This window comes from Pseudomonas sp. ASL4, from assembly GCF_056680395.1.
Genome location: NZ_CM155280.1, coordinates 6072847 through 6086558 on the forward strand (window position 1 = coordinate 6072847; position 13712 = coordinate 6086558).

At 59.2% G+C, this 13712-nt stretch carries 9 protein-coding genes; 6 read left to right on the forward strand and 3 right to left on the reverse strand.

The annotated features are described in order from the left end of the window. The first annotated feature begins 34 nt into the window (after window positions 1-34). A complete protein-coding gene (gene pabB, locus AC1MEW_RS27700) occupies window positions 35-1372 on the forward strand; it encodes an aminodeoxychorismate synthase component I (RefSeq protein WP_480424338.1) in 1338 nt (445 codons plus the stop codon). A 109-nt stretch (window positions 1373-1481) separates the two neighbouring features. On the opposite strand, the gene thrH is transcribed toward pabB, so the two are convergent. After that, complete coding sequence (thrH, locus tag AC1MEW_RS27705) at window positions 1482-2099, reverse strand: bifunctional phosphoserine phosphatase/homoserine phosphotransferase ThrH (protein WP_201202060.1); 618 nt, start codon at window positions 2097-2099, stop codon at window positions 1482-1484. A 173-nt stretch (window positions 2100-2272) separates the two neighbouring features. Here thrH and AC1MEW_RS27710 point away from each other — a divergent pair, with 173 nt between their 5' ends. From AC1MEW_RS27710 to AC1MEW_RS27720, 3 genes are all read left to right on the forward strand, one after another. Continuing rightward, window positions 2273-3013 (forward strand): phosphoadenylyl-sulfate reductase, encoded by a 741-nt coding sequence (locus AC1MEW_RS27710; protein ID WP_201202058.1) that lies wholly within the window; start codon window positions 2273-2275, stop codon window positions 3011-3013. Between the two features lie 577 nt (window positions 3014-3590). Continuing rightward, window positions 3591-5132, forward strand: coding sequence for an NCS1 family nucleobase:cation symporter-1 (locus AC1MEW_RS27715; RefSeq protein ID WP_480424339.1), 1542 nt, complete (start codon window positions 3591-3593; stop codon window positions 5130-5132). Between the two features lie 57 nt (window positions 5133-5189). Beyond that, window positions 5190-5918 (forward strand): aspartate/glutamate racemase family protein, encoded by a 729-nt coding sequence (locus tag AC1MEW_RS27720; RefSeq protein ID WP_201202055.1) that lies wholly within the window; start codon window positions 5190-5192, stop codon window positions 5916-5918. 117 nt (window positions 5919-6035) lie between these two features. Here AC1MEW_RS27720 and AC1MEW_RS27725 read toward each other — a convergent pair whose 3' ends face one another. After that, the gene (locus AC1MEW_RS27725; protein WP_480424340.1) at window positions 6036-6959 is read right to left on the reverse strand and encodes a LysR family transcriptional regulator; all 924 of its coding nucleotides are present in this window, start codon (window positions 6957-6959) and stop codon (window positions 6036-6038) included. Window positions 6960-7083: 124 nt separating this feature from the next. Here AC1MEW_RS27725 and AC1MEW_RS27730 point away from each other — a divergent pair, with 124 nt between their 5' ends. After that, window positions 7084-7830, forward strand: a complete 747-nt coding sequence (locus tag AC1MEW_RS27730) for a 3-oxoacyl-ACP reductase family protein (protein WP_480424342.1) — start codon at window positions 7084-7086, stop codon at window positions 7828-7830. A 71-nt stretch (window positions 7831-7901) separates the two neighbouring features. Here the strand turns inward: AC1MEW_RS27730 and AC1MEW_RS27735 are convergent, their stop codons facing one another. After that, window positions 7902-8597, reverse strand: a complete 696-nt coding sequence (locus AC1MEW_RS27735; RefSeq protein WP_480424344.1) for an HAD-IA family hydrolase — start codon at window positions 8595-8597, stop codon at window positions 7902-7904. A gap of 249 nt (window positions 8598-8846) precedes the next feature. Here AC1MEW_RS27735 and AC1MEW_RS27740 point away from each other — a divergent pair, with 249 nt between their 5' ends. Then, on the forward strand, window positions 8847-13712 hold the full coding sequence (locus tag AC1MEW_RS27740; protein WP_480424345.1) for an RHS repeat-associated core domain-containing protein: 4866 nt from the start codon (window positions 8847-8849) through the stop codon (window positions 13710-13712).

Consider the following 13712-nt stretch of genomic DNA (forward strand, 5'->3'; position numbering starts at 1 on the left):
GCCACCCCGCCTCGATGGCTGATCTGCCCCGCCCATGTTGACCTGTTCCGTACACCCGCTGCCCTATCGCGCCAACCCCGCCGAGTACTTCGCGGCGATTCGTCATGCCCCCGGCTCCGTGCTGCTCGACAGTGGCCGGCCAACGGCTGATCGCGGTCGTTTTGACCTGTTCAGCGCTTGGCCGTTGGCGCAGTTAGCCGTGTTGCCGAACGAAAGCGGCGGCGATTTCCTGCAACGTCTTCGGGACAATCTGACACGACTGGGTAAAGCGTCAGTCCCGAATGACCTGCCTTTCGCTGGCGGTTTGATTGGCTACCTGAGCTACGACTTCGGCCGTCATCTGGAGAATCTGCCGAGCCAGGCGCAAGACGACCTGCACTTGCCGGATGCGCGTTTCGGTCTGTATGACTGGGCGTTGATCAGCGATCACCAACTGATTACAAGTCAGTTGGTGTTCCACCCGACGCTGATCGAAAGCGAGCGGCAACGTTTGATCGCGCTGTTCAGCCAGCCAGCCTCTGAACCGGCCGAACCGTTCAAGCTGAAAGCCCCAATGAGTGCCGATCTCAGCGCCGACGATTATCGCCAGGCCCTTGAACGGATCCAGCAGTACATCCAGGCCGGCGACTGCTATCAGGTCAACTTCGCCCAGCGCTTTCGCGCGCAATGCCAGGGTGACCCATGGACCGCGTATTGCGCGCTGCGGGCGGCCTGCCCGACGCCGTTTTCCGGTTTCCAGAGCCTGCCTGACGGCGGTGCGGTGCTGAGCCTGTCACCGGAGCGTTTCGTCAAAGTCAGTGAGCGTCAGGTGGAAACCCGCCCGATCAAAGGCACCCGCCCTCGCGGTCTGACACCTGCCGAAGACGCCGCAAACGCCGCCGAACTCTTGGCCAGTCCCAAGGATCGCGCGGAAAACCTGATGATCGTCGACCTGCTGCGCAACGATCTCGGTCGCACCTGTCGCATCGGTTCGGTGCGGGTGCCGGAGTTGTTCAGCCTGGAAAGCTATCCGAACGTGCATCACCTGGTGAGCAGCGTTACCGGTGAACTGGCGCAAGACAAGGACGCATTGGACCTGATCGCCGGCAGCTTCCCCGGCGGTTCGATTACCGGCGCGCCGAAAATCCGCGCGATGCAGATCATTGATGAACTGGAGCCGACCCGGCGTGGGTTGTACTGCGGTTCGTTGGTTTACCTGGACGTGCGCGGCGAGATGGACAGCTCCATCGCCATTCGCAGTTTGCTGGTCAAGGATGGGCAGGTGTGTTGCTGGGGCGGCGGCGGGATTGTTGCTGATTCGGAGTGGCAGGCTGAGTATCAGGAATCGATAACCAAGGTGAAGGTGTTGCTCGATACCCTGCAAAACCTTTAGCTTTTTGCGGCGAGGGAGCTTGCTCCCGCTGGGGTGCGAAGCGCCCCCAAAATCCTCGCGACTGCTTCGCAGCCGAACGGGAGCAAGCTCCCTCGCCACAATGTTGTGTTTACAAACTCAACGCCCGATTCGAGGCCTTGATGAATTCCTGCTTCAACTCCGCAAAGGTATGCACCGCCGGGAACTGCGGGAACTCGCGAATCACATTGTCCGGCGCATGGAACAGAATCCCGGCATCCGCCTCGCCCAGCATCGTGGTGTCATTGTAGGAATCACCCGCCGCGATCACCCGGTAGTAAAGACTCTTGAAAGCCAATACCGACTGACGCTTGGGATCTTTCTGACGCAACTGATAGCTCGTCACCCGCCCGGCATCGTCGGTAATCAGACGATGGCAAAGCAAGGTCGGGAAGCCCAGTTGACGCATCAGCGGCTGGGAAAACTCGTAGAACGTGTCCGACAGAATCACCACCTGGAAGCGCTCGCGCAGCCAGTTGACGAACTCGATGGCGCCGTCCAGCGGCTGCAGCGTGGCGATCACTTCCTGGATGTCGGAGAGCTTCAGGCCATGCTCGTCGAGGATTCGCAGGCGCTGCTTCATCAGCACGTCGTAATCGGGAATGTCCCGGGTGGTGGCCCGGAGGGATTCGATTCCGGTTTTTTCGGCGAAGGCGATCCAGATTTCCGGGACCAGCACACCTTCAAGATCCAGACAGGCAATTTCCACAAGACACTCCCATTTGTATTGATTATTGAGTCGAGCGAGCAAAAAGATTGCCGAACTCTAGCGACTCGGGCCAGCCTGCGCAACGCAGAGGGGGCGCCAGCGGCTGTAGGATTTTGGTACCATCTGGTCCATATAGAGCGCCAAGCGCCACTGACCTGTAGGAAGCCGCCCTGATGAGCCCAACGTTCGACGTCGTGGAACTCGCCACGACCTATGCCAACAAATCCGCGCAGGACATCCTGAAGCTCGCGTTCGCCGAGTTTGGCGATGATCTGTGGATATCTTTCAGCGGCGCCGAAGACGTGGTGCTGGTGGACATGGCCTGGAAGCTGAACAAGAACGTCAAAGTGTTCAGCCTCGATACCGGGCGCTTGCACCCCGAGACCTACCGTTTCATCGATCAAGTGCGCGAGCACTATAAGATCGACATCGAACTGGTGTCGCCGGACTACACGAAACTTGAACCGTTCGTGAAGGAAAAAGGCCTGTTCAGCTTCTATAAGGACGGCCATGGCGAATGCTGCGGCATCCGCAAGATCGAACCGCTGCGTCGCAAACTGTCCGGCGTCACCGCTTGGGCCACCGGCCAGCGCCGGGACCAGAGCCCGGGCACCCGCAGCACCGTCGCGGTGCTGGAGATAGACACCGCGTTCTCCACGCCCGAGCGCACCCTGTACAAGTTCAACCCGTTGGCGCAAATGACCAGCGAAGAAATCTGGGGTTACATCCGCATGCTGGAGCTGCCGTACAACAGCCTGCATGAGCGTGGGTTCATCAGCATCGGCTGCGAGCCTTGCACGCGCCCGGTGCTGCCGAACCAGCATGAACGTGAAGGTCGCTGGTGGTGGGAAGAAGCGACGCAGAAAGAATGCGGGTTGCATGCGGGGAATATCATCAGTAAATCCAAGGCTTAACCATCAGTCTAGTGAGATCCAAATGTGGGAGCGGGCTTGCTCGCGAAAGCGGTCTGACATTCAACAATGATGCTGAATGTGCCGGCCCCTTCGCGAGCAAGCCCGCTCCCACAGGTTCGATGTCTACTTCAAATTAATGTGTACACACGAATGTCACCATAAGTGCCATTTATGTGTGCACTTTTAGTTTCTTCGCCCCGAAAAGTTACATCCTCCTTTCCTGACTTCCTCAGTCGATCTTTCCAACGAATCCCGTAAGAAAATAAATACCTGTTCAAACGGTCAATTTATATCGCCTTATTTTCAGTTAGTTATCTTCAATCAATAACAAATCGAAATTACAGCCGACATTCATAGATCCGGAGATGGCATAGATCTGGCTTTAGTGCACCTATGTTTTGTATACAATTATAATCAAAACATACACACACTTTAGATCCGCAAGCCTGAAGCGCCCTATCCCGTACAGGCTGCAGATGCCCCGTAACCAGTGATGCTCGCCACCCGCGACGAAGATTTGTCGAGCCCACGCTCATGCACAGTCATCGCGGCCTTCGAGCATCAGGAGCCTGCCGGAATGCGTACTAGCCTATCCAATAACAACATCGCGCTGGATCTGCCCTCCTCTCAACCTGCCCACAACCTTCACGATCAAACACTTCAGGCCCCGGTGGTGCTCAGCCCCCGTTTGCATAACAAAGACCTGGCACCCACCAAGGCTGAAGGCCGGCGCTGGGGTCGTTACAGCATCTTTGCCCTGTGGACAAATGACGTTCACAACATCGCCAACTACTCGTTCGCCATCGGCCTGTATGCCTTGGGGCTGGGCGGTTGGCAGATCTTGCTGTCGTTGGGGATCGGCGCGGCGCTGGTGTATAGCTTCATGAACCTCTCCGGCTACATGGGCCAGAAAACCGGTGTGCCGTTCCCGGTCATCAGCCGGATCAGTTTCGGCATTCACGGGGCGCAAATTCCTGCACTGATTCGCGCCATTATCGCCATCGCCTGGTTCGGAATTCAGACGTACCTCGCGTCGGTGGTCTTTCGGGTATTACTGACAGCGGTGCATCCCGGTTTCGCCGATTACGACCACAACTCGATCCTCGGCCTGTCGACCTTGGGCTGGGTGTGTTTCGTGGCGATCTGGTTCGTGCAACTGGGGATTCTGGCGTACGGCATGGAGATGGTGCGGCGCTACGAGGCGTTTGCCGGGCCGGTGATTCTGCTGACCGTCGCCTCCCTCGCCGGATGGATGTACTTCCAGGCCAACGCGACCATCGCCTGGTCGATCCGCGAACCGCTGAGCGGTGGCGAGATGTGGCGCAACATCTTCGCCGGCGGTGCGCTGTGGCTGTCGATCTACGGCACGCTGATCCTCAACTTCTGCGACTTCGCCCGTTCTTCGCCATGCCGCAAAACCATCAAGGTCGGAAATTTCTGGGGCCTGCCGGTCAATATTCTGGTGTTCGCCAGCATCACCGTCCTGCTCTGCGGCGCGCAATTTCAGATCAACGGCCGGATCATCGAAAGCCCGACGGAAATCATCGCCTCGATCCCCAACACCTTCTTCCTGGTGCTCGGTTGCCTGGCGTTCCTGATCGTCACCGTGGCGGTGAACATCATGGCCAACTTCGTCGCCCCGGCCTTCGTGCTCAGTAACCTGGCGCCGAAATACCTGACCTTCCGCCGCGCCGGGCTGATCAGCGCGACCATCGCCGTGTTGATCCTGCCGTGGAACCTCTACAACAGCCCGTTAGTGATCGTGTATTTCCTGTCCGGCCTCGGCGCTCTGCTCGGCCCGTTGTACGGGGTGATCATGGTCGACTACTGGCTTGTACGAAAAGGTCAGGTCAACGTGCCGCAGTTGTACAGCGAAGACCCCAACGGCGCTTATTACTACAGCCGAGGCGTCAATCTGCGCGCCGTGGCGGCGTTTATTCCTGCAGCGTTGATCGCCATCGTCCTGGCGCTGATGCCGGGTTTCCACTTGGTATCGCCGTTCTCCTGGCTGATTGGCGCCGGGATTGCAGGGATGCTCTACCTGATCATCGCCAAGCGGCAGCCTTATTACGCCGACGTCAGCGGTGAAGCCATCGCGGTCGATAACGTCAGCCATTAATCCCATCGCGGCCCGGCAGTGTCGGGCCGCAGAACCACCCCGCTATAAGGACTTTCCATGCGAATTCTCGTGGTCAACGTCAACACCACCGAATCCATCACCCAGGCCATCGCCCGCCAGGCCCAGTCCGTGGCCGCGCCCGGCACCGAAATCATCGGCCTGACGCCGCATTTCGGTGCCGATTCCATCGAAGGCAATTTCGAAAGCTACCTGGCCGCCATCGCGGTGATGGACCGGGTCATGTCCTACGACCAGCCGTTCGATGCGGTGATTCAGGCTGGCTACGGTGAACACGGTCGCGAAGGCTTGCAGGAATTGCTCAATGTGCCCGTCGTCGACATCACTGATGCTGGCGCCAGCACCGCGATGTTCCTCGGCCATGCGTACTCGGTGGTCACTACGCTGGATCGCACTGTGCCGCTGATCGAGGATCGCCTCAAGTTGTCGGGACTGTGGGACCGTTGCGCGTCGGTGCGGGCCAGTGGGTTGGCGGTTCTGGAACTGGAGTCCGATCCGCAACGCGCGCTGGAGGCGATTGTTCGCCAGGCGGAATTGGCGGTGCTGGAGGATAAAGCCGAAGTCATTTGCCTGGGCTGCGGCGGCATGGCCGGGCTGGATGAGCAGATTCGTCAGCGCACCGGCGTGCCTGTGGTGGATGGCGTGACGGCGGCGGTGACCATTGCTGAGTCGTTGGTGCGGTTGGGGTTGTCGACGTCGAAAGTGCGGACTTATGCGACACCGCGGCCGAAGACGATTATTGGTTGGCCGGGGCGGTTTGGCAGGTAGACCGAGTTATCGTTCTTCGCGAGCAAGCCCGCTCCCACATTGGATCTGCGTCGTATACAAATCCTCTGTAGGAGCGAGGCTTGCCCGCGAAGGCCACAACTCGGTCTTAAGCCCGGCTCAAAGCGCACTAAACCGCTCCCCCAACCCCTGCGCCGCAAACTGCTCAATGATGAAATCCACAAACGCCCGGGTCTTGCCCGGCAGCAGTTTGTGGTCCGCGTAATAGATCGAAATGTTGCCATCATCGACGTACCAATCCGGCAATACCCGCTGCAACGTCCCGGCCTGCAGATAGCCCACGGCAAACGGCATACTCACCAGCGCGATGCCCAAACCCTGGGCGGCGCTGGCACACGCTGCTTCCGAATCGCTCATGGTCATCCGTGCCTTGAGCACCAATGGACTGTGTTGCTGGGTGCGACTGGTCAGTTGCCAGGAGCGCACGCGACCGGTTTGCGGTGAGCGGATGAGAATCCCGTCGCACAGTTTGAGGTCATCAGGTTCGACAATCGCCTCGCGCCCTGCCAGATATTCGGCCGACGCCACCAACACTCGATGAGCCGGGGTCAGCTTGCGCGCCACCACGCCCTGGGGCAGCTCGAATCCGCCGCCAATCGCCGCATCAAACCCCTGAGCGATCAGGTCAACCTGACGATTGTCGAAATGCCAGTCCGGATTGATCGCCGGATAGCGCCGCAGAAACTCCCCCAGCAACGGCACGACATACAAACGCCCGAACACCGTGCCCATGCTGACTTTCAGCGTACCGGCCGGTCGCCCTTCGGCGCTGGCGAGGTTGGCCACGGCGTTTTGAATGGTGTTCAGGCTGGCGCTGACTTCGCCCAAAAACAACTGACCAGCCTCGGTCAACGTCAGGCTCCGGGTACTGCGCTGAAACAGCCGCACACCCAATCGCGCCTCAAGTTTGGCAACACTTTTACCTACCGCTGCCGGGGTCAGGCTCAGGCGCCGCGCGGCTTCGGCGAAGCTGCCGACTTCGGCGCTGCGTACGAAGCATTCGATACAGTTGAAGGTTTCCATAAGCACCACTATAAACAACTGGTTTACACAGACTATACAATTAAGGCCTACACAGAGGGTAATGCGAGGCCGATACTCGACTCCAACAACAAGGCAGCCCGCCTTGAATTTTCTGGAGATCGGCATGACCACTCAAAACCTCAGCGGTAAAGTAGCTCTGATTCAAGGCGGATCCCGCGGTATCGGCGCCGCCATCGTCAAACGCCTGGCCGCTGAAGGCGCGGCAGTCGCCTTCACTTACGTCAGCTCCGCCGCCAAGGCTGAAGAATTGCAAAACAGCATCACCGGCAACGGCGGCAAAGCCCTCGCCATCAAGGCCGACAGCGCCGACGCCGAAGCCATTCGTAGCGCCGTGACCGCTACCGTCGAAGCCTTTGGCCGCCTGGACATACTGGTCAACAACGCTGGCGTGCTGGCTGTCGGACCGCTGGAAGATTTCAAACTCGAAGACTTCGATAAAACCCTGGCCATCAACGTGCGCAGCGTATTCGTCGCCACCCAGGCCGCGGCCAAGCACATGACCGAAGGCGGTCGCATCATCAACATCGGCAGCACCAACGCCGACCGCATGCCCTTCGCCGGTGGCGGCCCGTACGCGATGAGTAAATCAGCACTGGTCGGCCTGACCAAAGGCCTGTCCCGCGACCTCGGCCCACGGGGCATCACCATCAACAACGTACAACCGGGCCCGGTCGACACCGACATGAACCCGGCCGACGGTGACTTCGCCGAGAGCCTGATCCCGTTGATGTCCGTGGGGCGTTACGGTAAAGCCGAAGAAATCGCCAGTTTCGTCGCTTACCTGGTCGGCCCGGAAGCCGGTTACATCACCGGTGCCAGCTTGACGATCGACGGTGGCTTTGGCGCTTGATGATCTAAATCGCTGAAACAAAAACGCCGGTAACCTTCATCAGGTTACCGGCGTTTTTTTATGCGCCGCGTTTAGGCCCATTCAAGCGCTGGCAAGCCGCACTCGCCCGGTTTGAAGGCCTTCAACGTACGAAGAATGCCATCAGCGTGTGCGTACTTTTCATCGGCCATGGCCGCATCCGGGATCGCAATCGCGGTCATCCCCGCCGCTTTCGCCGCCGTGACGCCAAACGGTGAATCTTCAAACACCAGGCAGTCCTCGGGCGCGACACCCAGGCGCCGCGCCGCCGTCAGGAAAATATCCGGCGCCGGTTTGGCCGCCCCGACTTCCGGGTCATCGGCGGTAACAATGAAGTCGAACAGCGCAAACCAGTCGCGGTGCAGCGTGGTTTTCTGGCCAAACGACTGGCGAGAAGAGCTGGTGCCCACCGCAATCGGAATGTTGTTGGCCTTCAAGTGCCGAACCAATTCCTCGGCGCCCGGCATCGCCAGTGCCGAGGGGAAACGCTCGCGCATCAGGGGTTCACGGATCACCAGAAACTCTTCGGCGGTGATCGGCAGGTCCAGCGCCTCGACCACGTAGCGCGCAAGGTCACCCGCGCCACGGCCGATGATGTTCTGTTTGATGCTCCAGTCGAAGGTCCGGCCATAACGCTCGGCGATCATGGAGGTGACCTCGGTGTAGATGCCCTCGGTGTCCAGCAGCAAGCCATCCATGTCGAAAATCACGGCCTTGATCGGGCCGAACGCTTTCAGTGGTGCATTCATCGCATCTGATCCGTTTTTAATGACATCCCAGGCGGCTCAGGTACGGCCAGTACTCGGATCGATTAAAGGGTTCAGCAGCATAACGAGCGCGGCTGGCTTAGGGCAACGGGCAATGCCCTGCGGATGAAAAAACCTGCATCCATGATTTAGCGATTATCCCTACAGCAAACACCTCCTTTCCTGACTTCTTTCCGGATTGATCCACCGCAAAGTCTCGCGTTCCCAATTGATGCGCGCGAGTGACTGCGAATGTTCGACCCCAAAGGACTGCTGGCCCTGAACAACACCATCGGCCTGCTGGTGGTCGCCGCCATGAATCCCGATCAGCCAAACGTCGAGGCGTTGCTCGGTGAGTTTCGCCTCTGCCTTAACGATTACGAACGCTGGGCGGAAAACTTCTGGACCGGTTGGGCCCTGGATGTCGAGCAGGTGTTCAAGGTGGGTAACGACGTTCGCCTCAGTGCACCGCTGAATTCCACCACGCCTGTCAGTTCGGTCGTCACCCAATGCCCGGCCGAGGGTCCGTTGACCCTGGTGCATATGTTCGAGGCCGCGCGTTTCGTGCCGATCGGCAACACGCCGGTAATGCTCGAACCAGTGATCGCGGACCGCAAAGGTGCGCTGACATTCGGTGAACCCATCCACAAGACCATCGGCCCGAGCGGCATTCTCGAAGTATCCGACTGCTCGCGGGGCCAGCGTTATCGCATCACCTTCTTTCCCGATGTTTCGGCCGAGCACGTCAAAGTGCTCTACGCCTCTTATCAAGGCTTGATCGACGAGCTCGACGGCTGGCTGCGCAATGAGTGGATCAGCGAGTTCGAGCCGTTGTGGGCCGAGTTTTCCAGCGCCGGGTTCCTGGATCGCTACGGCCTGCTGCAAGAGGCGGACTGGCGAGGTGTGGGCAATTCGTTGCAGGGCGTATGGGATGACGTGAAGCAGGTCTACGCCCTGCTCGCCGATCTGCAAGCCAACAGCGAGAAGCTGCTGGAGTACTTGACTCAAGCCGAGCTGGACGCGCTGCTCAATGCCTCTGCAGAGGCCATCGCCAATGGCTTGCTGGTGCTGAGCGATGAGCCGCTACTGTTCATTCACCTCGCCGCGTTTACCAGTTGGCTGAGGATGCTGCCGCCGCAATTCGCCGCCGAGGTGGTGGCGGAAATTCGCACAGACTTGCTGATCGCTTTCCTACTGACAAGCGTGACCGGCACATTAGGCACGACGCTGGGTTTAAGCACCAAAGCGCTCGACAAAATCAAATCCCCACGCGCACGGCAATGGCTGGCGGCCGCCACCTTGCGCCTGAGCGAGTTGACCGCGCAATCCAGGCTGACCGCCCACGCAGGCGCGTTCAAACCCTTGGCAGTCAACGCCCGCCATGTGCAGTTGAATCCGACGCCGACGTTGCCGCTGGAGATCCGCAACGGTCAAGCACCGGTGCTAGTAGTGAAAAACCCGACACCTATCGTGCGCGATAAAGGTGACGCGCAAACCCGAATGGTCCGACACGAACCTCACAACGATGCGCCGGACCAGGCGAAAAACCCCAACGGCGACAGTGCCGATTGCGGGCCATTGACCTGCACCAATGGCTGTCCGGTGTCGATGGTCACCGGCGAAGAACTGCTGACCCTGACCGATGGTGCCCTCGACGGTTTGCTGACATTTGAGTTCACCCGGCTGTATCGCACCAGTGCGGTGGAACTCGACTGTGGGCTGGGCTGGGGTTGGAGCCATTCCCTTGCCCACCGCCTGGAAATCGATGGCGATAGCGTCATCTGGATCGACCATGAAAACCGTCGTACGAAGTTTCCGCTGCCGAGTGTCGAGCGCCCGGCGATCCACAACAGCCTGTCGCGGGCAGCGATTTATCTGGGGGATGCGCCGCAAGAACTGATCGTCGCATTGGCCGGCGCAACGTCCAGGTTCTACCACTTTCATAACGGGCGCCTGACGACGATCAGCGACGCTTACGGAAACCGGCTACGCATCATCCGCGATCATCAGGAGCGAATTCAACGCCTCGACAACGGTGCCGGGCGCTCGCTGCTGTTGTGTTACGAGCGTCGACACCTCATCGCCATCGAGTATCAGATATTTCATCCGGCGGATGCGCAGGGTCACGCATGGCGTACAGAGCAGACGCTGGTTTCCTACCACTATGACGCCCGTCATCGCCTGATCGAAACGACCAATGCCGCTGGCGAAAGCGAACGGTATGACTACGACGATCAGCACGTGATCCTGCAACGGCAATTGGCCGGTGGGGCGAGTTTCTTCTGGGAGTGGGAAAAGTCCGGCAAGGCTGCGCGGTGTGTCCGACATTGGGCGTCGTTTTCGCAGATGGACACGGCTTATACCTGGGATGACCAGGGCGGCGTCGTGGTGAAAAACGCCGACGGCAGCGAAGAAGCCTACGTCCATGACGGTCAGGCGCGGCTGGTGCGCCGGGTTGAACCGGAGGGTGGCGAACATCTCAAGGCCTATGACGACCAGGGCCGGTTGGTCACCGAGCAAAGTCCGCTCGGGGCGATAACCCGCTATCGCTACGACGAGGTCGGACGGCTGATTGCGCTGATTCCACCCGAAGGCGAGCCGACGTCCTACGAGTACCGCAACGGTTTCCTCTATGCGCGATTTCGCGGCAACGCGGTATGGAAGTATCAGCGCAATGCCCAGGGTGACGTGACCGAGGCGACCGATCCTGATGGGCAGGTCAGCCACTATTACTACGATGCTCAGGGTCGATTGCTGTCGATCCGTTATCCGGACATCAGCCGGCACCTGTTCGCCTGGAATGACTTGGGGCAACTGATCGAAGAGACGTTGCCGAACGGTGGTCGGCGACAGTTTTCCTACGATGTGCTGGGCCGGCAGACGACGCGGCAGGACGAACACGGCACCCTGACTCACTACCAATGGGACGCCGTCGGACGCCTGATTCAGAGCACCCAGGCTTGCGGTGCTACGCGCACGTTTAGCTACAACGCCTACGGCAAGATCAGCGCCGAACGTGACGAACTCGGCCGCATCACCCGTTACGAGTATGCCGACGACTTGCACCTGGTCAGCCGCCGGATAAACCCTGACGGCACGCAGCTGAAGTATCGCTACGACAACGCGCAGCTTCTTCTGACCGAGATCGAAAACGAATCCGGCGAACACTATCAGCTGGACTACACGCCCAACGGTTTGATCCGGCAAGAAACCGGTTTCGATGGCCGGCGCACCGCGTATGCCTACGACCTTAACGGGCACCTGCTGGAAAAAACCGAGTTCGGCGATGACGGCTCGCAACTAGTCACCGGTTACCAGCGCGATTCGGTTGGGCGGTTGCTGATCAAGACCCTGCCCGATGGCCTCAAGGTCGAGTATCGCTACGACAGCCTCGGTCGCCTGGTCAGCGTTGATGACAGTCATGAACATCCGCTGGAATTTGCCTACGACCAGCAAGACCGCCTCATCACCGAGCACCAGGGCTGGGGCACGCTGCGCTATGGCTACGACGCTTGCGGCCGGCTCAACCACATTCGCCTGCCGGACAACAGCAAACTCGATTACCACCACGCCAAGGGCGGCGCACTCACGGCCATCGACCTCAATGGCACCAGGCTGACGTCGCACACGTTCTCCGTCGGCCGCGAGCAACATCGCCAACAGGGCCTGTTGCTCAGCGACTACCAATACGACGACCAGGGTCGCCTGAAAGTCCACTCCGTCAGCCAACAGCGACAACCGCTCTACCGTCGCGATTATGCCTACAGCGCCAACGGCAATCTCGACCACATTGCCGACACCCGCCATGGCCAACGCAGCTACCAGTACGACGCGCTCGACCGGCTGATCCGCGTCCGACACTCCCGCGATCACCTGCCTGAAGGCTTCGCCCACGACCCGGCAGGCAATCTGCTGATGCAGGATCGCCCGGGCCCGGCGCAGGTTTTGGGTAATCGACTGCTCATGCAGGGTGATCGACATTACGACTATGACCCCTTCGGCAACCTGATTCGTGAACGCCGCGGCACTGGGCAGAAGTTAGTTACAGAGTATCGATATGACTGTCAGCACCGCCTGATCGGCGTCACGCCGCCGGATGGTCGTTGTGTGAGTTATCGCTACGACGCCTTTGGCCGTCGCATCAGCAAAACCGTCGACGGTAAAACCACCGAATTCTTCTGGCAAGGCGATCACCTCGTCGCTGAAAGCAGTCGCGAGCATTACCGCAGCTATGTATATGAGCCTGGCACCTTCCGTCCATTGGCCATGCTCGATGGCAAAGGCCCGCGCCAGGCCTGCCCGTTCTACTACCAACTCGACCATCTCGGAACGCCGCAGGAACTGACCGACTACAGCGGCGACATAGTCTGGGCGGCGCAGTACACCGCCCATGGCCGACTGACCCGCCTCAACCGCGACACCGATCAGGTGCTGGATCAGCCATTGCGGTTTCAGGGTCAGTATTTCGACGCGGAGACAGGGCTGCATTACAACCGGCATCGGTACTACAACCCGGACGTTGCGCGGTATCTGACGCAGGATCCGCTGAAGTTGGCGGGTGGGCTGAACGGGTATCGGTATGGGCTGAATCCGACGGGGTGGGTTGATCCGTTGGGGTTGAGTAATTGTCCGGGTGGGGGTGGGTGTAAGAGGCCGGGGGTTGGGGAGAGGGATCCGGCTGGGGAGGTTAGGGTTGATGAGGGGGAGGCAACGCTTCCCATATACCGTGAAGAACAGTATTTGTACCGTGGAGACGATCGTCATCCAGATGTGATTTTTGAGCAGGGCTTTCGAACCAAAGGAGATAGCAATGATTTGCTGCTTCATTCGCTCGACAGCAACAAGCCCCCGAGCAATTTTGTCAGTACTTCACCGGCTAGAGAGGTAGCGATCGACTTTGCGACGAAGTTCAATATGAGAAGCGGGTTTTTATACACCATTCGGATGATTCCTGGCCGAGATTTAAACACGGAGCTGGGAAAAAAATATAAATTTGCTGGTGAGCGAGAAATAGCAATTCAAGGTGGCATTAAACGGGAAGATATTCTCGGAGTAACACCTATTGGAGCTAATGGCCGCGCCTCTAGCCACAGCACTTTGAATCCAAACAGGGAATAA

What these genes read in the sequence shown, in the direction of transcription:
- pabB (WP_480424338.1), top strand. Translation starts at nt 35, where the DNA reads ATGTTGACCTGTTCCGTACACCCGCTGCCCTATCGCGCCAACCCCGCC.
- AC1MEW_RS27710 (WP_201202058.1), top strand. Translation starts at nt 2,273, where the DNA reads ATGAGCCCAACGTTCGACGTCGTGGAACTCGCCACGACCTATGCCAAC.
- AC1MEW_RS27715 (WP_480424339.1), top strand. Translation starts at nt 3,591, where the DNA reads ATGCGTACTAGCCTATCCAATAACAACATCGCGCTGGATCTGCCCTCC.
- AC1MEW_RS27720 (WP_201202055.1), top strand. Translation starts at nt 5,190, where the DNA reads ATGCGAATTCTCGTGGTCAACGTCAACACCACCGAATCCATCACCCAG.
- AC1MEW_RS27725 (WP_480424340.1), bottom strand. Translation starts at nt 6,959, where the DNA reads ATGGAAACCTTCAACTGTATCGAATGCTTCGTACGCAGCGCCGAAGTC.
- AC1MEW_RS27730 (WP_480424342.1), top strand. Translation starts at nt 7,084, where the DNA reads ATGACCACTCAAAACCTCAGCGGTAAAGTAGCTCTGATTCAAGGCGGA.
- AC1MEW_RS27735 (WP_480424344.1), bottom strand. Translation starts at nt 8,597, where the DNA reads ATGAATGCACCACTGAAAGCGTTCGGCCCGATCAAGGCCGTGATTTTC.
- AC1MEW_RS27740 (WP_480424345.1), top strand. Translation starts at nt 8,847, where the DNA reads ATGTTCGACCCCAAAGGACTGCTGGCCCTGAACAACACCATCGGCCTG.